The sequence below is a fragment of the Collinsella sp. An7 genome, from assembly GCF_002159335.1.
Lineage (GTDB): Bacteria > Actinomycetota > Coriobacteriia > Coriobacteriales > Coriobacteriaceae > Coprousia.
In genome coordinates this window covers 1-19641 of the sequence record NZ_NFHP01000012.1, presented here as the reverse complement: position 1 = coordinate 19641, position 19641 = coordinate 1, and the positions used below count along the sequence as shown (strand labels likewise).

The window sequence follows — 19641 nt, the reverse complement described above, 5'->3', positions numbered from 1 at the left end:
TTCGTCTGGCACCTGTCTAGCGATCAGAGCCCATGCGGCACCGCAACCGCCTACGCCGCCTCACCCTCCACAACATGGCGGTAGATTCTTCTCGCCGTTGCGCGGCTCACCTTAGAGTTGTCACCTCCATGTAGATAGGCATACACATTGCCTTGGTTGAGCCCCAATTCCTTGCTGACCCGGTAACAGGTCGCTCCGCTTCGAGCTATAGCGTCGTTGATTTTCTCGCGCATGAGCCCGATGACCCTCCGGTCTGCATCCACGGCATGCCGCCTGGCAATATAGGCATGCCATACCTGCTCATAGCGCGGCGGCAAGTCGCCTCGCTCCAGCGCATCTTCCAATGACCCGCCATCTTTAGGAATCTCTGCAGATGCAGAGTCAAACTCGACTTCCAGCCATGTCCCCGCTGACAAGCGTTTCAAATAGTCGGTTTTGTCTTGCTTTGCGGCAAACAGCAGCAATGGCTCAGCAACACGCGGGACATCGGAGGCGGCACGTTCTGCGAGCCTTTTTAGACTTGTGGCTTCTTCTCCCGCAAGCTCCTGACAATACTGCCTTAAAAAGCCCTTAAAAGTTAGATTCATCGACAGCCTCCCCCTTGTCGCGCCACTCGCGCACATAGCGCCGATACGTAGCAAGCATTTCGTTGTACCTTCTATCCGAAAGACACGATGCTCTCGCCTCGCCCGCATCCATCACAAGATAGTCAAGCTGCTTCCAATCCACCTTCGCAAGAAAATCTGCGCTCGTAAGATCAGCGATGTCATTTGGCCTCCATGCATATAGCTTCATGACCGCAAGATCCTCAAGTGAAGGCGCGTAATATGCCACCGTAGTCGTTGACAAATCGAGGGGCACCAAACGGTCTTCGTAACGGTACGGAATGGTATCGCCAAAAGCAGCAACGTTACCGTTCAGCTCCGGGTACGCCGCCACGATATCCATCAGGTGTTGATCTACGCTCAGGATGTCCACATCATGGGTTACCGGCCTCTTGGTTATCCGATTCAGGATGAAGGCACTGCCGCCACAATCACAAGGGGCATCTTCTCTTCCAAACACCCGAACACGAGTCGAGCCCCTTCATCTCAATCCAGCAACAGCTTAGTTAACCGTTTCACCCCTAGTTCCATAGCACATCCCCTCTTTTACTATTATTCATCTTAACTAATAGTATTGACGGCCATGCGAGACAAGACGAGAACACAGGCAACTGCACCAGCTCGTTCTCGATGCCGACCACGGTCATCGTCCAACGGAACCACCGCCGCAAACGGCAAAACAGATACCCGATACAATTGGCAAACGGAATGAAACGCTGACCAGATGGGTTCTGGCTAAAACTGCTAACGGGGTGGTTCGATGACGAACAACGACGAGCTTTCCGCGATGCCGGCCGCGATCAACCGCGAACTAGCGCGCGCCGCCTTCGCCGCCTACGTGGAGCCCTACGACGCAACCGACCCGCGTATCGCCCTCAAGGTCGACCACACGCTGCGCGTAGCCGAGCTCTGCGCGCGCATCGCCGAGGCGTCAGGCTTTACGCCCGCGGGCATCGACCTTGCCTGGCTCTGCGGGCTGCTTCACGATATCGGGCGCTTTGAGCAGGTCAGACGCTGGGGAACCTTTAACGACCGCCGCTCCGCGCCCCACGCCGCGCTTGGCGTCGACGTGCTCTTTGAGGGGGCCTCCCATCTGACCGACCCGGCGTTCACCGCAAACCCCGCCGCATCGGAGTGCGTGCTCGCGGAGGATGACTACTTTCGCGCCCACGCTCGCGCGCACGGCTTCATCCGAGCGTTCTGCGACGACCCAGCCCTCGATGACCTCATTCGTGCCGCCGTGGCCCACCACAGCGAGCATCACCTGCCCGAAGGGCTCGACCTGCGCACGAGGGCCTTTTGCGACCTGGTGCGCGACGCCGACAAGATCGACATCCTGCACCTGCTCGCCATCGACACGGTCGAGAACGTCATGGGCATCAGCGCCGACGAGCTGCTCTCGAGCATCATCTCCCCCTCCGCGGCCGAGGCGTTTTTCTCCCACCGCACGATGAGCTGGGCGGAGCAGCACACGCCTGCCGACGGGCTCGTCAACCGGGCCTGCTTTGCCTACGAGCTCGTCTATCCCGCGAGTCTTGAGATTGCCGACGAGGCGGGCGACCTCTACCTCGCCTTTGAGCGGCCCTATGGCATCGCCGAGGCGTTCCACGACCCGGCGACGCGCTTTACCCTCAACCGTATGGATGGGCACCTGCGCGCCTGGGTGGACGAGCGCCTGAGCGCATAGGCGGGTAAGCCCCATAGGCCACGACCGCCCGTTGACCGCCCCGACGCCCGCCAATCGCCCGCGCCTCACCGCCCGCGGTGGGTGAATGATTGATTTCGACCGCGCATATCCCCCATCGCAACCAAACCGAGGGCTAGGATAGTAGAGCGCAGTCGTGGAGGGGCCCATCGCCTCGCCGTCCAACCGGCTGCACGGTAACCGACCAAAAAGGAGCACCCCATGAGCCTCTGGCCCGAACTCGAGAAGCTGCAATCCGCCACGTGGGTCGACCTCACCCACCCCCTCACCAACGACAGCCCCTACTGGGCGGGCATCCCCGAGGGCTCCGTCGAGCTTTGCCAGACGGTCTTCGACTACGATGAAGAGATGCTTTCCTGCCGTATCCATACCCACAAGTTCCCCGGCCAGTTTGGCACGCACGTGGACTTTCCGAGCCACTTCACCCCGGGCAAGCCGGGCTCCGAGGCCTACGGCGTTGAGCACACTGCCATGCCGCTGTGCGTTATCGACCTCACGCCCAAGATTGCGGCCGAAGGCCCCGATACCGCCGTTACCGTTGAGGACATCACGGCGTGGGAGGCCGAGCACGGGCGCATTCCCGAGGGAGCCTTTGTGGCGCTGCGCACCGACTGGTACCTCCGCTGGCCGGACAATGCCGCACTCAACAACTTCGACGCCGAGGGCGGCGAGCACTGCCCCGGCTGGTCGCTGCCAGCACTCCAGTTTCTCTACGAGGAGCGCGGTATCCGCATGAACGGCCATGAGACCTTCGATACCGACGCCTCCTTCCTTGCCGCCGAGACCGGCGACCTCACCTGCGAGCGCTGGGTGCTCGACCACGGCCACCTGCAGGTCGAGGTCATGGCGAACCTCGACAAGGTGCCCGCCACGGGCGCCATCGTCTTTGTGACCTGGCCGCATATCGAGGGCGCGACGGGCCTCCCCGCCCGCGTGGTGGCCGCCGTGGCGTAAGCGCGCCTGCACCGCCCGGGGCGAGCGCGCGGTCGCAGCGCTCCGGACGGCCTTTCCCCATACCATCCCCATCCTCGCAGGGTTCGTTTTTCTTGGCATCACCTGCGGCATCTTTGCCGGCTCGCTCGGGCTGCCCTGGTGGGTGCCCACGCTCATGTCGGTCGTCATCTTTGCCGGATCGGCCGAGTTTGTCGTGGCCTCGCAGCTGGCGGGCGCCTTTAACCCGCTTGCGACTTTTGCCGTGGTCTTCATCGTCAATGCGCGCCATCTCTTCTACGGTCTCTCGATGCTCGAGCGCTTCCGCAACGTCGGGCGCAAGCGCGCCTACCTCATCTTTGGCATGTGCGACGAGACCTTCTCCATCACCTATGCCACCGAGCCGCCCGCCGGCATCGACCGCGGCTGGTTCATGTTCTGGGCGACGCTCCTAAACCAGCTCTACTGGGTGGCCGGCTGCACCCTCGGCGGCATCTTCGGCGCGGTGGCGGCAACCTCGGTCGAGGGCGTTTCGTTTGCCATGACGGCGCTCTTTGTGGTGATCTTTCTCAATCAGTGGGAGAAGGATTCCCAGCATCTGAGTGCCGTTGCAGGCATTGCGTGCGCGGCGGTAGCGCTTGTTGCCTTTGGTCCCGATGGATTTATGATCCCGGCGCCGGCGCTCATCTTGCTCGCGGTGACGATGATGCGCCCGCGCATTGAGCCGGCGTATCCCGAGGCAGAGGAAGCCGGGGCTTTGGGGCAGGGCCCGATCGCGGCCGATGGGCAGTCCCGCGCCTCCGACGCCACCCAGCCGGAATGCGCCCCTGCGGCACGCAGGTTATCTCGCGCCGACAGCAGTGACTCAAGCTCGCTGGCCGAGCATGGGAACGGGGGCAATCTCGCATGACGACCCTGCAGATCCTCGCCACCATCTTTGCCGCGGGTGCGGCGACCGTCCTCACCCGTGCGCTGCCCTTCCTTGTTTTTCCCGACGGGCGAGAAACCCCGCGCTATGTGCGCTACCTCGGGCACGCCCTACCCGGAGCCATCTTTGGGCTGCTCGTTGTCTATTGCCTCAAGGATGTCAACCTCCTGAGCGGATCGCGCGGCATTCCCGAGGCTGTGGGTATCGTCGTGGCGGCCGTGCTCTACAAGCGGTGGCACAACATGCTCATCTCCATCTTTGCAAGCACGGCGGTCTTCATGGTGCTGGTGAACCTAGTTTTCTAGGGAGGGGTAACCCATTTTGGGATGGGGTCAAAATGGGTCACTTGGAACACGTCCCCAAATGACCCATAGGTCTACCTGCCGATATGTAGGAAAGGTGAAGAAAGCGCTTCTTGGTCGTGCCAACGGCCCACATTATTCTCAAATAACCGTCACCCCTTGTGAGCTGCGCCGGTCAGATCTTGGTTAGATACCGGTTAGATTTTGGTTAGATGCGCCTGCTACGTTCTGGCTAACGGCAATGAGGCGCGCCGCATGCAGCGCCTCGCGGCACGAGGAGGGACCATGGCGCTGTACTTTCCACCCGAGAACCTTGCGATCGAGATCGTTGACGACCCGCTCAGCAAACCGGTCGATCGCGATGCCTTTCCCAATATCCGCGTTATCAAGACCACCTGTCTAGAGCTCAGCGACTTTGACCGATGCGAGCGCTTTTTGGACCGCCTCGCCCACGAGATGGGAGAGGAGCGACCGGTTCACACACCTGCAGACCGGATGGCGCGCAAGCGGCTGCTCGCCACCTTAAGCCAGATGCTGGACACGCAATCCTACCTGCGGAGCATCGGTCAGGTTGACGCGGCAGAAGCCGCGGCGCGCTCCCTTGCCGGAGTGGCACCTTATTCTCCAGAGGAGTTTGACGGCATTCTCGCCAAGGAAGAGGTCTTCCCGGGCGACTTATCTGACACCGCCACCGTCGCTGCGGCGCAACATCCAACTGAGCACGCCGCTTAACGTCGCGCGTCGCGCTCTTGGGCGGCACGGGACGAGCGTCAGCAACCGCCCATATAAACACAAGTCGAACCGGGCGCGCGATGCCCAGACCGCACCTCCCCTCCTAATGATTCTCCTCGATTATCCGAACATCTGTTTGTCTCTGTGGTATCATGAAGAGATTCGCCCACAAGGCTGACGGGAGGTGCGGGCATGGGACAGGATTCGGTCGATATTCGCGAGCTCATCGCACGGTTGAACGCCAACGAGCGGCTGCGCCAGAGCTCGCACTTCTCCACCGGCGTCTACCGCGACGAGCCCATCGTGCGCACCGGCCGCCAGATGGCGAACTACCTCCCCGACCGCTACCGCGAGATGCGCCGGATCTCGCGCTGGCAGGAGCGCTCTGGTGAGGCGCGGGGACGCTGGCTCTCGGAGGCTGAGCTCTTCTACCGTCAGGCCCGCTTTATGGAGGACTTTGAGGACGACTGCCCCTACCACGGGCGCTTTGCCTCGTACTATCCCACCTACAACGACATGAGCGACCGGCAACTGCGCGGGTACTTTACCTGGCGGGCAGCCGTGCGCCGCGGCGAGGTGCGCGAGACGAGCCTCTCGTTTGCCTGCATCTACCTCTACGAGCTGCTCAACGGCATCGGGTGGAAAGACCCCGCCGACGGGTTTGCCAAGATCCGCGAATTCTGGAGGGCGTACCGCGCCTTCGACACGGGGATCGACCGGAATGCCCGCGTCTGGCTGCATGACTTCGCCATCTATCACGCACTCGACCCCGAGCTTCTGGCTGACGACCCGGTCCGCAAACTCGACCTCGAGCTCATCGGCATCGCCCGAGCGTTTGAGCCCTATGACCCGCCGCTCCGCTCTTGGCTTTCTGCCGCGAACTCAAACGCGGCAGAGGAGCCCGAACCCGCGGGCACACCTGGCGCGCAGACCCGTCGGCGCAACAACGCTCCCGCGCTTCCGCTGCCTCCCGATGTTGCGTCGGAACAGAGGATGTTTGACGCCATCGCCGCCCATGCGGGCTACCGTGTGGACCATTCACGTCTGTATGCTGAGCACCCGGACGACTTTCGGCATGTGCTCTGCACGGTCTTTGTCCGCATGCTCACCTACTATCGTAAAAACCGCTCGCACGGGCTGGTGGAGAGCTCTTTTGGGGAGGAGGCCGAGATGGGCTATACGATGTTCGGCTCGGCCGTCTTTTTTGAAGAGCATCCGCACGCCGATGCCGATTACGAGCTCGACCCCATCCACCGCTATCGGTGCCGCGGGGGCCTCTGGACCTGCCAGCGCATTTACGGAGGTCAAGGCCGCAGCAAGAGCTGGGGCGAGATTGCCCGCGCCGTGGACGGGCGCCTGCGCCAGGCGCTTGGCTTTGAGCCCACCCTTACCGACGCGGCATGCCCCAAGTACCTCGCCAAGATCATCGACCGCGAGATCGACGCCTGGCTCACCTGGAAGCGCGACCATGCGCCCCGCGTGATCGACATCGACCTCTCCAAGCTCTCGGGCATCCGCACGGCGGCGGCTGAGACGCGGGAGGCGTTGCTCGTGGATGAAGAGCGTGAGGACGAGGGTGCTGGAGATCAACCCGAGCCGCTTCGGACGGAGAGGGCCGATGAGCCACGTGCTCAGACAGTCCTCGCCGGCGCTGCTCCGCGCGCCGCCTGCGGAACTGCGCGCGAGGCTCATCGGCCCTCTCCGTCCGAAGCTGTTCAAACCGAGCAGGTGGCGCCCGCGTTCTCAGGTGAAAAAGAAGATGTTGGACGTCAGCTCGACCTGGAGGGGCCGCTTGGCTCTAGCGGGACCGGACATGAGCAGTTTGGGGCTGCCGTGGCTCCTGCTGTTTCGCTAGCTGAGGATGAGCTTGCGTATCTGCGGGCGCTGCTTTGTGGCGAGATGCCGGTTGTGCCGGCGGGTGCCTCGGAGGACCTGCTGGTGGATGGCATTAACGAGAAGCTTTTTGACCTGCTGGGCGATACCGCCATTGAGTTTGGCGCGGAGGGGCCCTGCCTTATTGATGATTACCGAGACGACGTTCGGGAGCTGATGCAACCGTGACCGATACCGCAACTGTGCCGCGCGTACCCCGGCGCGTGGCGGCCGTGATCTTGAATTCGCTCAAGGGCGGCGTGGTGCCGCGCATCGGCCTGCCCTACATAACCGTGGGCCGCGAGACCGAGATTCGCGCCCTCCTCACCGATCTTGAGCTCATCGCCGAGGGCGGGGCGTCGTTCCGCTTTTTGGTAGGGCGTTACGGCGCGGGCAAGAGCTTTCTCCTGCAGACCATCCGCACACACGCCATGGGCGAGGGCTTTGTGGTAGCCGACGCCGACCTCTCCCCCGAGCGGCGCCTGCAGGGCGGTCAGGGGCAGGGCCTCGCCACGTATCGCGAGCTTGTGCGCAACCTCTCCACCAAGACGCGGCCCGAGGGCGGCGCGCTCAACCTCATCCTCGACCGCTGGGTCGCCGCAACCACGCCCGAGGCGGGCACCGACAACGGCCAGACCGACCCCTCCGACGTACTCGTTCCCCTCGAGGAGATGGTGCACGGCTTTGACTTTGCCCGTATGCTCCGCCGGTATCGTGAGGCGTCGCTTGAGGGCGACGAGGAATCGAAGGCGTACGTTATCAAATGGCTGCGCGGCGAGTACCGCACCAAGAGCGAGGCGCGCGCCGAGCTCGGCACCACCACGATCATCACCGACGACGACTGGTACGACTACATCAAGCTCTTTGCGCGCTTTTTGGTAGGGGCGGGCTACCGCGGCATGCTTGTGCTCATCGACGAGCTCGTGAATCTCTTTAAGATCCCCAACACCGTCACGCGCCAATACAACTACGAGAAGATCCTCACCATGTATAACGACACCCTCCAGGGCAAGGCGCATTACCTGGGAATCATCATGGGGGGCACGCCGCAGTCCATAGAGGACCGGCGGCGCGGCGTCTTCTCGTACGAAGCGCTCCGCTCGCGCCTTACGCAGGGGCGTTTTGCCCGCGAGGGCATGCGCGACATGCTGGCACCCATCATCAACCTCCATCCGCTCACCTATGAGGAGCTGCTCGTGCTCATCGAGAAGCTGCAGCAGATCCATGCCGGCTATTTTGGGTACGAGCCGCGCCTTGGCGAGAGCGATCTGGTGGACTTCCTCAAAATCGAGTTTGGCCGGGTGGGAGCGGATACGCACCTCACCCCGCGCGAGGTCATCCGCGACTTTATCGAGCTTTTGGACATCGTCTACCAAAACCCCGACGCCACCGTTGCAGGTATTCTGAGCGGTGAGGGGGCGACCGAGGACACCGCGCGTGCAGGGGGCTCCTCCGCCGGGACTGGTGCCGCTGCCACCGGGGCGAGCGTAGCTGCGGAAGAGGCCACGCCATCGGCAACTGGCACACCTGCACCCCGCGCATCGAATCCCGGCACCACCCCGTCGGTGGCACCCGGTTCCGCCGCGCGCAATCCGGCCGATTTTGCAGAATTCATCCTTTAAACCTAAGGGCACCCATCTGGCGCAGGGTATGATGACCTGCAAGAACACCCAGCATCGTACGGTATGGAGGAGCCATGACCGACTTTCGCCCCATGCGCCGCAAGCGCCAACAGCTCTCAGCCGAAGCGTGCGCCGAGATTCTCCAGCGCAACACCGCCGGGACCCTCGCCCTCCTGGGTGACGAGGGGTACCCTTACGCCGTCCCGCTGAGCTACGTCTACGTTGAGGATGGCGATGGAACGGGACGCCTCATCTTCCATAGCGCCCGGAGTGGTCACAAGATCGACGCGATTCTGCGCGAGCCCAAGGCGTCGTTTTGCGTGATCGATCAAGACGCCATCGCGCCCGAGGAGTACACCACCTACTTTAGGAGCGTCATCGCCTTTGGGCACATGCGCGTAATTGACGATGAGACCGAGAAGCGCACGGCCATCGAGCTTTTGGCGCGCCGCTACGCGCCCGAGGCCACGCCCGAGCGCGAGGCGGAGGAGATCGAGAAGGATTGGCGCATCCTCACCATGCTCGAGATGCAGATCGAGCACCTCAGCGGCAAAGAAGCCATCGAACTCGTCCACGCACGGCAGGAATAGCGGGCTGGCGTGCAACCCCTCCTTAACACAAGAATGACCTTGGCAAACCGCATGTGCTCGGCGTCCCACGCTCTTATCGAGCGAATGTTGAAATAGCCGTGCTCTTAACCTAGAGCACGGCATATAGCGAAATCCCATTTCTGCGCATTCTGGCTCGCCCCAACAAGTGCGGGCGCGGCAAGACTACGCGCCGATTGTACCGTTTGCCATCAAAGGCCAAAATTCGTCCTATCCTCCTCAGCTCTCACGGCAAACGTGCTATAGTGAAACACATGTTCGCTTGAGAGGAGGGCTCGTGGGCGTCTTTGACCGCTTTGCACCGTTTGTGCAGGACTTTATCTACGACCACGCGTGGGAGAACCTGCGCTCCATTCAAGTTGCTGCCGCCGAGGCGATCTTTGACACCGACGAGAACGTCCTTCTCACGGCCTCGACCGCCTCGGGCAAAACCGAGGCGGCGTTCTTCCCCATCCTCACCCTCTTTGACGAGGACCCGCCGGCCAGCGTGGGCGCGCTCTACATCGGCCCGCTCAAGGCGCTCATCAACGACCAGTTCTTGCGCCTTAACGACCTGTGCGAGGAGGCGCACATCCCCGTCTGGCACTGGCATGGCGACGTTGCCGCCTCGCACAAGCGCAAGCTCCTTAAAGAACCGAGCGGCATTCTCCAGATCACGCCCGAATCGCTCGAGGCACTGCTCATGCACAAACACGCTGCGGTGCCGCGGCTCTTTGGCGATTTGCGTTTTGTGGTTATCGACGAGGTCCACTCGCTCTTGCGCGGCGACCGCGGCGGTCAGACGCTCTGCCTTATCGAACGGCTCTCGCGCATGGCGGGGGTCGACCCGCGGCGCATCGGGCTCTCGGCCACCATCGGCGACCCCGAGCGCACGGGGGCGCTCTTGGCCTCGGGCACGGGCCGGAGCTGCGTCATCCCACGTTTTGAGGAACCACGCCGCGTCTGGCGCCTCTCCATGGAGCACTTCTACATCACCGGCCCGCAGGCAACCGAGCGCGCTCGCGACGAGCAGTGGGCTGCAGCGCGCGCGGACGGCACGATTGCGGCTGATGTGGTGGCGATTGAGCGCATCGAGCACGGGTCGGGCGATGCCGTGCTTCCGGCGCCCGGACATGATGGGCGGGGCGGGGCGAGCGCGGACTCCGATTCCGACAAAAATGCGCACGCGCGTCGGCACGGGGCCGGCCCCGCCCCAAAGGCGTCTGAGGATTCCGCAAGCCCGGAAGAGTCCTTACCCGACGACACCGTCACCATCCCGCGCGTCGACGAGCAGGCGCTCCTCTCCCCCACCGACCGCGCACCCGCCGATGCTGACCCGGGCATCGGCTACATCTTTGAGCGCACGCGCGGCGCCAAGTGCCTCGTCTTCGTCAACTCGCGCGAGGAGGCCGAGGCCGTCTGCACCATGCTCCGCTCGTACTGCGAGGCCAACCACGAACCGGACCGCTTTCTCATCCACCACGGCAACCTCTCCTCGGCCCTCCGCGAAACCGCCGAAGAGATCATGCGCGACGACGATCGACTCGACACCACCGTCACCACCGCCACCCTCGAGCTCGGCATCGATATCGGCCGGCTCGAGCGGGCTTTTCAGATCGACGCGCCCTTTACCGTGTCGAGCTTTCTGCAGCGCATGGGCCGCACGGGGCGCCGTGGCACCCCACCCGAGATGCACTTTGTCATGCGCGAGGAGCAGCCCGAACCTCGCACAACCATGCCCGAGACCATCCCCTGGAAGCTCCTGCAGGGCATCGCCCTCGTGGAGCTCTACCGCGAGGAGAAGTGGGTCGAGCCCCCGCGCCTCGACCGGCTGCCCTATAGCCTCCTCTACCATCAGACCATGGCCACGCTCGCATCGACCGGCGAGCTCAGCCCCGCCCAGCTCGCGCAACGGGTGCTCACGCTCAGCTACTTCCACCGCGTATCGGCCGACGACTTCCGTGTGCTCTTGCGTCACCTTATCGAGACTGACCATATCGAGCAGACGGAGGGCGGAGGGCTCATCGTGGGGCTTGCCGGCGAGCGCTACACCAACAGTTTCAAGTTCTACGCCGTCTTTCAGGAGAACGAGGAGTTCACGGTGCGCTGCGAAAGCGCAGAACTCGGCACCATCGTCAATCCGCCACCGCCCGGAGAGCGCATTGCCATCGCGGGCGCGTGCTGGGTTGTGGAGGAGGTCGACTGGAAGCGCCACCTCGTCTACTGCACGCAGGTAAAGGGCCGCGTGCCGGCGTACTTTGGCGACTGCCCGGGAGACATCAACACGCATGTGCTCGAGCGCATGCGCCGAGTACTCGCCAGCCACGAGACGTACCCCTACCTGCTCGAGAATGCTCGTGCGCGGCTTGCCCAAGCGCGGCGCACGGCAGAGCTCTCCGGCGCGGCGACCGAACCCCTCATCAACCTTGGTGGCGACACCTGGGTGCTTTTGCCCTGGCTCGGGAGCTACGCGTTTCTGGCACTCGAGCGGCTGCTCAAGATCAAGTGCGCCACGGAGCTGGGCCTTTCCGGCGTGGACGCCTCGCGACCGTACTTTCTGCAGTTCAAGATGAAGGCGGACGCCGAGACGTTCTTCTCCGTCGTGGCGGACGAGGCAGAGCGCGACTTTGACCCGGTGGAGCTCGTCTACCCCAGCGAGGTACCCTACTTCGACAAGTACGACGAGCTGCTACCCGCAGAACTCGTGCGCAAGGGTTTTGCCGAGGGCGTGCTGGACATCGGGGGCATGCGCGAACGCGTACGCGAGTGGGCAGCATCCGGAGCGCACTAGTAAGCCGCTTGGAAACGCACCTTCAAAGCCGCGAAGACATCATCATGGGGCGTAGCCCCTCTTGAGAAAACGCTGCCAGCCTCGCGCTACGCCATCAATGCAACCTTGGGCATATTCGACGAATCGAGCGTCTTGATTTGATAGGTCGGCTCCAGGTTCAGCCAAAAATCCGGAGTGGTCCCCAACGCTCGGGAAAGCAGCCATGCCATCTCAACGGTGATGGAGCGCTTGCCGTTTATGATTTCAGAAATCGCTGGTTCAGGCTTACCAATCGCCCTAGTGAGGCGGTATTGGCTGATTCCCAAGGGCTCGAGAAACCTCTTCCTTCACAATCTCGCCCGGTGTCGATAGATACTCAGTGATAATCACAGAACTCAACCTTCCTCGCTTCCCCATTCTTCCACACGAGGCAGAGTCTCCATTGCTGGTTGACGCGTATGCTGTACTGACCGGCCCAGTTGCCCGACAACTTCTCAAACTTGCTGCCTGACAATCGCGCAAGTCGCCTGGAACCCGTGCAAAGCATTGCTCAGATTAGTCGCGCAGCGGCTCGCCGAGAAAGTCGGTGTCGTAGGGGATGGCGCCAGCGAACGCGTAGTCCGCATCCGAGGCGATGACGAGGTAGTTGTCCTCGCCACTCCAGGTATCGTCCGTCGCAGGGATAACCGAGACGCAGACGAACACCTGGGAGAGCGTAGCGACCTCGTCGCGCAGGAAGGCCAGGTCTCCCCCATCGCCTGCGCTCACAACGTTGGTGAGGTAGAGCCCACCTGGTGCAAGGCATGCTTTGGCCGCGCGCGCCGCCTCGACGGTCGCGAGCGCCCGGACGGGCTCGCGCCCGACGAAGGTGTCGTTGACGATGGCGTCGTAGGGCTCAGCCTCGCCACGCGCCACACGGTCGGCCGCCTCACCGAGATAGGCTCGACCTTCCGCCGTAATCAGGCTCAGCCGCTCCCCTGCCAGCGCCTCCACCTCCCCGAGATAGAACCACCGACGTGCCACCTCGGTTACCGCGGGGTCGATCTCCACCACATCCATCGCAAGCTCCGCATGCTGCGTGAGGGCGTACTTGGGCCACGCGTAGCCACCGCCACCGATGGCAAGGACGCGGCGGATGCCGTGACCACGCACCGCCCGGAACGCGCCCTCCGCCTCGAACATGGTCTCAAACGCTCGTTGGTAGGCAAAGACCGGCTCAAAGCGGCGCTCGCCCACGTACGTGGCAGACTGGTAGACGCCGCCCTGCGCAAGCACGCGCACACGCTCTCCGTGAATCCGGCGGTCGCGCACCACGGCAAGCCCCGCCTGCGTGCGCACCACCCGCGAGCGCACGTGCAGCCCTAGGAACGCGAGCACCACGACCACGGCTACGGCAGCCGTCACCTCAGCGGGCCACACCGCCGCCTGAAATGCCGCAGCCACCACGAGCACCGCCGCAACAACGCCAAGCGTCCGAAATGCGCCCTGGCGGGCCTCCGCGCATGAGCCGGGCACGCATCCCGGCTGCGCACCCTCGCACACGTCCGGCCGCGCTCCCCCTTGCTGCTCTGGCACCTGCTCACACATCGCATCCACCTCGCTCACGCGTCGCGAGCCCTGGCTCGCCGCACGCCGCAGCCATCCCATCAGACAAATCGCGCCGCTGGTACAGACCGCAATCGACAAAGCCGAGCCGCCGGTAATAACCGCGCGTACCCACCGCGCTGATCACGTTGATACGGGTATACCCCGCCTCGCGCGCGATCTCGCACGCCCGCTCGACGAGTCGGCGCCCGAGGCCGTGGTGCTGGGCCGCCGAACCCTCCTCGCCCACACGCTCAGCCAAGCCATAGACGTGGACCTCGCGGATCATCGCATCGCCGGACGCAATGGGAGACTCATACCCCGCCTCGCGCAGCTCGCGAGCAAGCGCACAGGCCGCCTCGGCGCGCGGGAGCGACAGACGTAGGAACCCCGCGATTCGCCCCTCGGGCGTCACCCACTGGAGAAAGCGCTCGCGCGATACCGCCGTCTCGTAGCCAATCACCTCGAGCGAAAGCTCCTCGGGGTCGACTTCGCGCGTCGCGATTTCGCGAAAGCGGATCTCTGCCACCGGCGGGGCGCCCGCCTGCCCCTCGTCGCGCAGGCGCCCCTCCACCAGCTGGCGCAGGTTGGGCTTCTTGTTGCCGGCAACGATGTCGCCCGTCGAGAAGTCGCGGATCATGCGCGAGACGCGCGTCCATGCAGGCGTGGCGCGCACGTCGGCGCAGAGCACGTCGATGAGCTCGTCTTCCGCATAGGGCCGCCACGCACCCGTTGCGTAGTCGCGGCAGAGCGCCGCCCCCTCGATGAGCGCACAGGGGTAGAGCTTGACCTCATCGGGCAGAAACGCGGGGTCGCGCACAAGGCGCTCGTAGTCCGCCCGGTCCGTCTCGGGCGTGGTGCCAAGCAGGTTGACCATGGCGTGCGCGTGGATCTTAAAGCCAAAGAGGCGGAGCAGCGAGAACGCGCGCTCGATCTGCCCCACTGTGGTGTTGCGGTTGTTGGCGTCGAGGATGCACTGGCAGGTGCTCTGCACACCCATCTGAATCTTGGTCGCCCCGAGGCGGCGGATATGCAGCAGGCGCTCGGGTGTGATGGTGTCAGGCCGCGTCTCGACCACCAGGCCCACCACGCGGTGCCGGGCGCTCTCGTTGCGGCGCTGCTCGAGCTCAAGCTCGTCCAAGGTCGCACGCTGCATCTCCGCCGCGCGTTGCCAAGCCTCACTCCCGCCGTAGAGCCGGGTAACGGCTTGGTTGTAGGTAAGCTCTCCGGCGTTTACCGATGCTTGCGCCTGGGCAAAAAGCTCCGGGTCGATGCCCGCGGCGGCAGAGCCGGCGGCGCGCCGGGCGTCCCCCGCGTGCTCCCCCGCGTCGAGCAGCCCGCACGCACGGTAGAACGCGCGCCGGGCACGAACCCCTGCAGGGATCGGGTCGGGCGCACGGCTGCCTGCGCGCTCGCCGGGGCGCTCAGGGTCCGTCGCCGCGCTTGGTGCCTCCCCATCCTCAGCAAAGCCCCGGAGTAGCGGGTTTGCCGCCGTACCGGCCACGGCATCGTCGTTGAGCGCCCGAAAGAGCTCGCGCACAAACCAGGTCTGGTATGCCTCGGGATAGTCGCTCCATGTTCCGCCGAGCACGATGAGCTCGATCTTGTCCGTTGCGTGCCCCATCTGCGAGAGCGCCGTCAGCCGTGCCGAAACCTGCAGGTACGGGTCAAAGAGGCTCTGCACCGCGCGCTCGCAGGCGGGTTCGTTGACAAGGTAGCTCTTGGGGCAGGCGAGGTCGTTGGGACAAAAGCGGCACGAGCCCGAACACGGCCACGGCTTGGTGATAACGGTGATGGTAGCCACGCCGGAGGCCGAGCGGCGCGGCTTCATGCGGAGCACGGCGACAAGCGCGCGCTCCAGCTCGGGCGTGACGCCCCACGCAGCCCAGCGCTCAGGCTCCTCCGCCTTGACGCGCTGGTAGAAGGGCAGAAGCCGGCGCTTGGCAAACGCACGCTTGTCCCCACCGGAGCGGCGCGCAGCCGCATGGATGAGCTTGACGAGCGCGCGGTCGTCCACCGTCTCGCCCGCCCGCAGCCGGCGCAGTATCTCTGTGATGATCTCTTCCATGCACCCGATTCTATCGGAAGGCGCGACTGCGCGCCGACGAGCCGAGCGGATGCAGGTGCCGGACGAAAACAACGCAGTTGGTGCACGACGAGTGTTATGGTTGCTCGGGTCCGTGGATCGGACGAGCGGACCGAGCAGTGAATGACGCAAGCTCCGCTCGCACCGACACGCAGCGGTATCATGGTGCGACAGCCCCAGAGCAGGCCGAGAGGAGGAGGCGCGTGCGCAACGAGACCATAAGGGCGCTCATCGAGCTCAACAATCGCTTCTATAGCGAGCATGCCGCCTCGTTTTCCTCCACGCGCCAAACGCCCTGGCCGGGCTGGACGCGAATGCTCGAGGCGGCGCGGCGCGCTTGGAGCCTCGGCGAGAACTGCTGCGCAGGTGCCGAGTGGACAGCCGAGTTCAGCTCGCCATTTAGCAGCTCTCATGAGGCTCCAGGCAAAACTCCAAGCGCCCACACCATCGCGGAGCGGCAGCCCGCCACCGACCTCACTGCCTCATCGTCCCTCGAGGACTCTCCCTGCACTCAACCCTCCGCCGACCCCGCAACACTGCAGGTACTCGACCTCGCCTGCGGCAACATGCGCCTCGCCTCGGCGCTCGCTGCGGACCTCCCCAGCACAAACATCTCGTATCTTGGCGTCGACACCTGCGATGCGTTGGCAGCCACCGCGGCAATTGCCCCCGGCAACGCACCCAACGCCACCGCGAGCACTCAACCGGCCAGCCCCGCTTCGGCCACCGCGGGCACCGCGCCCCGCAATGCCGCACCAGCACGCCAGCTCGACCTCAACGCACCGAGCCAAGCCCCTTACGGGCAGGTAGGCTCCGCCACGCTCCTCACGCAGCACGGCAACCTGCACGCCTCCTACCAGTCGCTCGATATTTTGGACGAATTGCTCTCACGCGGGGCCCGCGCAACTCGCAGCAGCATCGACGCGCCGCTCGCCGACCTCATCTGTTGTTTTGGGTTTATGCACCACGTGCCGAGCGCCAACCTCCGCCAAGCCCTGATAGAGCTCCTGGTCTCGCTTGCGCGACCCGGCGGCGTCATCGCCCTCTCGTGCTGGCGCTTCATGGACGACGCGCGCCTTGCCGCCAAGGCCGAGCGCCTCGACCGATGCGTCACCGAGACAACGTCAACGCCCGCCCTCGATCCCACCGACCTCGAACCCGGAGACCACTTCCTCGGCTGGCAAAACGACGAGCACACACTGCGCTTTTGCCACCACGTCGACGAGGCCGAGCTCGACAGACTCTCGCAAACTGCGTCAGCGGTAGGCGCGCGAGAAATCTGCCGTTTCTCTGCCGACGGGCGCTCGGACACCCTCAACCGCTATCTTATCTTGCGGCGCGCCTAGCGACCCTGCAGGTCCGCGCGCCCTTTCTGCCGCAGACTGCCGACTCCAAGGATCGCCATGGGACTCACCCACATCCGAACGCCAAGAAACTTTGTGCTCGAAGAGCGCATCGAGCGTTACGCCGCCGCCATCGAGGGGCACCCCGAGGCGTTTGCCGGCCGGTGGGCGGAGGCATGCTTTCCCAGCATGGGCAGCAGCACGCCCACACTCTCCCGTTACGCCCGCGTCCACCTCGACCTCGGTTGCGGCAAGGGGTCCTATCTCGTAGAGGCCGCCCGGCGCAACCCCGGCGAGCTCTTCATAGGCATGGACATCGAGCCTATCTGCATCGTCTACGCTGCCCAGCGCATCGTTGAGGAGGCGGCGCCCAACGCGCTCGTTATCCCGCTCGGCGCCGGCGCGCTCGAGCGCGTATTTGCCCCGGGCGAGCTCGCCAGCATTGCGCTGAACTTTCCCACACCCTACCCCAAGCGCCACTTTGCCCAGAGGCGAACCGTCACGGTGGACCACCTCTTGGTATACCGGCGCCTCCTGTCGCAGGATGGAACCGTGACCCTCCGCACCGACAGCCAGCCCCTGCGCGATTACGCCCTCACGCAGCTGGATGCCGCGGGCTACCACACGCTTTGGGTCTCCAACGATGTGCGCGCGGAGCACCCGGGCATTCCCCAGACGGAATATGAGGGACGCCTGGCGGCTCAAGGAGCCCGCGTCTACGGCATCTGCGCCGCCGCCGGCCCCGAGCCCACGCCCGAGCAGATTGACCGCGGGCACGACGCGGAACAGAGCCTCGTGGCCTATCTACCAGAGGACCTCGAGAGCCTCACCTATGTGCCGCTCGGCATGGAGGCAGCCGTCACCAACCTCATCAACCGCCGCCGGCGCGAGGCGCGCCGGGCCGAGCGATCGCCCCGGTAGGAGTCCCGCCACACAAGCCGGTGGGTCCCAGGAGCGCCTCTCTGGCCAAAATCCGGAGTTTTCAACGATTTCGAGTGCATGGGTCCCGCGTGCATAACAGACGACCTGCACTTTTGAGAATGAAAGAGCCCGCAACATTCCCAGCGCCCGCAAAACCGCCTCAAGAATCGTTGAAAACTCCGGATTTTGGCCAGACACGACCGCGATTCCCTCGCTTAGACGCACCGCAGAAAAAAGCATTCAAAATACTGTATATTTCTATCTAAATATACAGTATGGGTGATAGGTCCTAAAGACTTCGCCGTGTGAACGACCGTAGCGGCCGCTCCCCGCGCCGGCACCGTATCGGCGGGTTTTCCGTCACCCGCGGGAACGCCGTCGGTACCGCTCGAGCAAACGCGCCGCCCGCAGACGCCCGCGCTGCCGATCCTGCTCCTCGCCCACAAAGCGCCTGAGTGCGTTCCCCGCCACCGCGGCAAGAATCTGCTGAAAGAGCGTACCCATCATGACCGGGATGATCGCCGCCCCGGGGAAGAACTCCGTGGCGATAACGGAACCGGACGAGATGTTGCGCAGCCCCACGCAGAAGACGATGGTAAAGAGGTCGGGCAGCGGGGCATCGAGCAGTCGGGCAACGACCACACCGGCCACAAAACCAAAGCTCGCGAACACGAGGATAAAGAGTGCCGAAGCGAGCACGATCGCATCGAGCGAGAGCACGTAGGTTGAGAGACCCGTTGAGTTGCAGATGATCACCACCAGCAGGAGCACGCGACAAAAGGGCGAGAGGTTGGGCGAGAGCGTCTCGTGCCCCCAGCCATGCGTCGCCTCGTTAACGATCACGCCCGCGACCGCCGGGAGTGCGACCATAAAGAGCAGGTCGCGCATCATGGAGAGGGTATCAACCTGCACCGTCGCCCCCATGAGGAGCTGAAGGGTGATGGGAATCGTAACGGGAGCGAGCACCGTGGAGACCAGCACCGCGGCAAGCCCGAGCGAAGCATTGCCGTGGAAGATGTCGACCCACATAAAGCTCACCACGGCCACGGGGATGCTGTACTCGATCACGATGCCGCACACGATCTCGGGGTCAGAAAAGATGAGCCCACCGAGCACGCGCGCCAACACGGGCAGCACCACGATGGAAAGCGCGAGGATGCAGAGCAACTCGCGCGGATGCCGGAAGGTCCGCGCCACCTGACGGAGCGTGGTGTTGAGCGACCCCTGAAAGGTGATGAGCGCAAAGAGATAGGGAACCGTCCACGAGATGCGCTCGAACACCTGCGGAAAGAACACTCCCAAGGCCACGCAGACCGGCGCGATGAGGGGCATGTGCCCGCCGATGAACTCCCCCAGCCGCCTGAAACGCTGCATGCGCTCTACCCTTTCCCATCTCGTTTGCCCCGATGTGCCCATGGTGACCTACCGTCGCTAGGGTACGCCCGCAAGTGTCGGCAAGGTGCCGGGGATAGCGGACGAAACAAGCCTGTGACGTGGCGGCACCTGACCGGCGGGGAGGATGCCTTCTCGCGGCCAGCCACCCTGCACGGGCGGCACCGCCTGCAGCTCGCGTCGCGGGAAGCCCGTCCCGGACACGCCGACGGGCGCCCCGCCGGCCGTCACGCCCGGCGCCGCCCCCTCGTCCGCCCAACGC

General features: G+C 64.2%; 18 protein-coding genes. 11 read left to right on the top strand and 7 right to left on the bottom strand.

The features are described 5' to 3' along the window. Nucleotides 1–50: 50 nt before the first annotated feature. Both B5G20_RS10220 and B5G20_RS09745 read right to left on the bottom strand, forming a co-directional pair. Complete coding sequence (locus tag B5G20_RS10220) at nt 51–587, bottom strand: hypothetical protein (protein WP_143750268.1); 537 nt, start codon at nt 585–587, stop codon at nt 51–53. Next, a complete protein-coding gene (locus B5G20_RS09745; protein WP_255377039.1) occupies nt 571–1065 on the bottom strand; it encodes a DUF6036 family nucleotidyltransferase in 495 nt (164 codons plus the stop codon). Before B5G20_RS09745 ends, B5G20_RS10220 begins: the two co-directional genes overlap by 17 nt. Nucleotides 1066–1365: 300 nt before the next feature. Between B5G20_RS09745 and B5G20_RS09740 the strand changes: the two genes are divergently transcribed. The 9 genes from B5G20_RS09740 (at nt 1366) to B5G20_RS09700 (ending at nt 12074) form a co-directional block, all read left to right on the top strand. Beyond that, complete coding sequence (locus tag B5G20_RS09740; RefSeq protein WP_239286965.1) at nt 1366–2292, top strand: HD domain-containing protein; 927 nt, start codon at nt 1366–1368, stop codon at nt 2290–2292. Nucleotides 2293–2511: 219 nt separating this feature from the next. Beyond that, entirely contained in the window at nt 2512–3264 is a 753-nt protein-coding gene (locus tag B5G20_RS09735; protein WP_087356716.1) for a cyclase family protein, read from the top strand. Next, the gene (locus tag B5G20_RS09730) at nt 3212–4150 is read left to right on the top strand and encodes an AzlC family ABC transporter permease (protein WP_087356715.1); all 939 of its coding nucleotides are present in this window, start codon (nt 3212–3214) and stop codon (nt 4148–4150) included. The genes B5G20_RS09735 and B5G20_RS09730 overlap by 53 nt, the downstream gene beginning before the upstream one ends. Continuing rightward, nucleotides 4147–4473, top strand: coding sequence for an AzlD domain-containing protein (locus B5G20_RS09725; protein ID WP_204207766.1), 327 nt, complete (start codon nt 4147–4149; stop codon nt 4471–4473). The genes B5G20_RS09730 and B5G20_RS09725 overlap by 4 nt, the downstream gene beginning before the upstream one ends. 282 nt (nt 4474–4755) lie before the next feature. Beyond that, nucleotides 4756–5202, top strand: a complete 447-nt coding sequence (locus B5G20_RS09720) for a hypothetical protein (protein WP_087356714.1) — start codon at nt 4756–4758, stop codon at nt 5200–5202. 192 nt (nt 5203–5394) lie between these two features. Next, the gene (locus B5G20_RS09715; RefSeq protein WP_087356713.1) at nt 5395–7263 is read left to right on the top strand and encodes a TerB N-terminal domain-containing protein; all 1869 of its coding nucleotides are present in this window, start codon (nt 5395–5397) and stop codon (nt 7261–7263) included. Continuing rightward, the gene (locus B5G20_RS09710; RefSeq protein WP_087356712.1) at nt 7260–8696 is read left to right on the top strand and encodes an ATP-binding protein; all 1437 of its coding nucleotides are present in this window, start codon (nt 7260–7262) and stop codon (nt 8694–8696) included. Before B5G20_RS09715 ends, B5G20_RS09710 begins: the two co-directional genes overlap by 4 nt. A gap of 74 nt (nt 8697–8770) precedes the next feature. Further along, entirely contained in the window at nt 8771–9286 is a 516-nt protein-coding gene (locus B5G20_RS09705; protein ID WP_087356711.1) for a pyridoxamine 5'-phosphate oxidase family protein, read from the top strand. Between the two features lie 295 nt (nt 9287–9581). Beyond that, complete coding sequence (locus B5G20_RS09700; protein ID WP_087356710.1) at nt 9582–12074, top strand: DEAD/DEAH box helicase; 2493 nt, start codon at nt 9582–9584, stop codon at nt 12072–12074. A gap of 86 nt (nt 12075–12160) precedes the next feature. Here B5G20_RS09700 and B5G20_RS09695 read toward each other — a convergent pair whose 3' ends face one another. From B5G20_RS09695 to B5G20_RS09680, 4 genes are read right to left on the bottom strand one after another with little or no spacing between them, the layout of a single operon-like run. Further along, nucleotides 12161–12379 (bottom strand): HigA family addiction module antitoxin, encoded by a 219-nt coding sequence (locus B5G20_RS09695; protein ID WP_204207765.1) that lies wholly within the window; start codon nt 12377–12379, stop codon nt 12161–12163. Nucleotides 12380–12429: 50 nt separating this feature from the next. Continuing rightward, nucleotides 12430–12600, bottom strand: a complete 171-nt coding sequence (locus B5G20_RS09690) for a type II toxin-antitoxin system RelE/ParE family toxin (protein ID WP_087356709.1) — start codon at nt 12598–12600, stop codon at nt 12430–12432. A gap of 8 nt (nt 12601–12608) precedes the next feature. Then, a complete protein-coding gene (locus tag B5G20_RS09685; RefSeq protein ID WP_143750269.1) occupies nt 12609–13640 on the bottom strand; it encodes a fused MFS/spermidine synthase in 1032 nt (343 codons plus the stop codon). After that, entirely contained in the window at nt 13633–15705 is a 2073-nt protein-coding gene (locus tag B5G20_RS09680) for a tRNA uridine(34) 5-carboxymethylaminomethyl modification radical SAM/GNAT enzyme Elp3 (RefSeq protein WP_087356708.1), read from the bottom strand. The genes B5G20_RS09685 and B5G20_RS09680 overlap by 8 nt, the downstream gene beginning before the upstream one ends. A 221-nt stretch (nt 15706–15926) precedes the next feature. Between B5G20_RS09680 and B5G20_RS09675 the strand changes: the two genes are divergently transcribed. Then, nucleotides 15927–17069, top strand: a complete 1143-nt coding sequence (locus B5G20_RS09675) for a methyltransferase domain-containing protein (RefSeq protein WP_087356707.1) — start codon at nt 15927–15929, stop codon at nt 17067–17069. 57 nt (nt 17070–17126) lie between these two features. Then, on the top strand, nt 17127–17987 hold the full coding sequence (locus B5G20_RS09670) for a methyltransferase (protein WP_087356706.1): 861 nt from the start codon (nt 17127–17129) through the stop codon (nt 17985–17987). 360 nt (nt 17988–18347) lie between these two features. On the opposite strand, the gene B5G20_RS09665 is transcribed toward B5G20_RS09670, so the two are convergent. Next, nucleotides 18348–19361 (bottom strand): bile acid:sodium symporter family protein, encoded by a 1014-nt coding sequence (locus B5G20_RS09665; protein ID WP_087356705.1) that lies wholly within the window; start codon nt 19359–19361, stop codon nt 18348–18350. Nucleotides 19362–19641 lie beyond the last annotated feature (280 nt).

Bases quoted from the DNA above. Each gene is read 5' to 3' on its own strand.
- B5G20_RS09740 (WP_239286965.1), top strand. From the start codon at position 1,366: ATGACGAACAACGACGAGCTTTCCGCGATGCCGGCCGCGATCAACCGC.
- B5G20_RS09670 (WP_087356706.1), top strand. From the start codon at position 17,127: ATGGGACTCACCCACATCCGAACGCCAAGAAACTTTGTGCTCGAAGAG.
- B5G20_RS09705 (WP_087356711.1), top strand. From the start codon at position 8,771: ATGACCGACTTTCGCCCCATGCGCCGCAAGCGCCAACAGCTCTCAGCC.
- B5G20_RS09665 (WP_087356705.1), bottom strand. From the start codon at position 19,361: ATGCAGCGTTTCAGGCGGCTGGGGGAGTTCATCGGCGGGCACATGCCC.
- B5G20_RS09735 (WP_087356716.1), top strand. From the start codon at position 2,512: ATGAGCCTCTGGCCCGAACTCGAGAAGCTGCAATCCGCCACGTGGGTC.
- B5G20_RS09680 (WP_087356708.1), bottom strand. From the start codon at position 15,705: ATGGAAGAGATCATCACAGAGATACTGCGCCGGCTGCGGGCGGGCGAG.
- B5G20_RS09685 (WP_143750269.1), bottom strand. From the start codon at position 13,640: ATGTGTGAGCAGGTGCCAGAGCAGCAAGGGGGAGCGCGGCCGGACGTG.
- B5G20_RS09715 (WP_087356713.1), top strand. From the start codon at position 5,395: ATGGGACAGGATTCGGTCGATATTCGCGAGCTCATCGCACGGTTGAAC.
- B5G20_RS09725 (WP_204207766.1), top strand. From the start codon at position 4,147: ATGACGACCCTGCAGATCCTCGCCACCATCTTTGCCGCGGGTGCGGCG.
- B5G20_RS09720 (WP_087356714.1), top strand. From the start codon at position 4,756: ATGGCGCTGTACTTTCCACCCGAGAACCTTGCGATCGAGATCGTTGAC.
- B5G20_RS10220 (WP_143750268.1), bottom strand. From the start codon at position 587: ATGAATCTAACTTTTAAGGGCTTTTTAAGGCAGTATTGTCAGGAGCTT.
- B5G20_RS09690 (WP_087356709.1), bottom strand. From the start codon at position 12,600: ATGCTTTGCACGGGTTCCAGGCGACTTGCGCGATTGTCAGGCAGCAAG.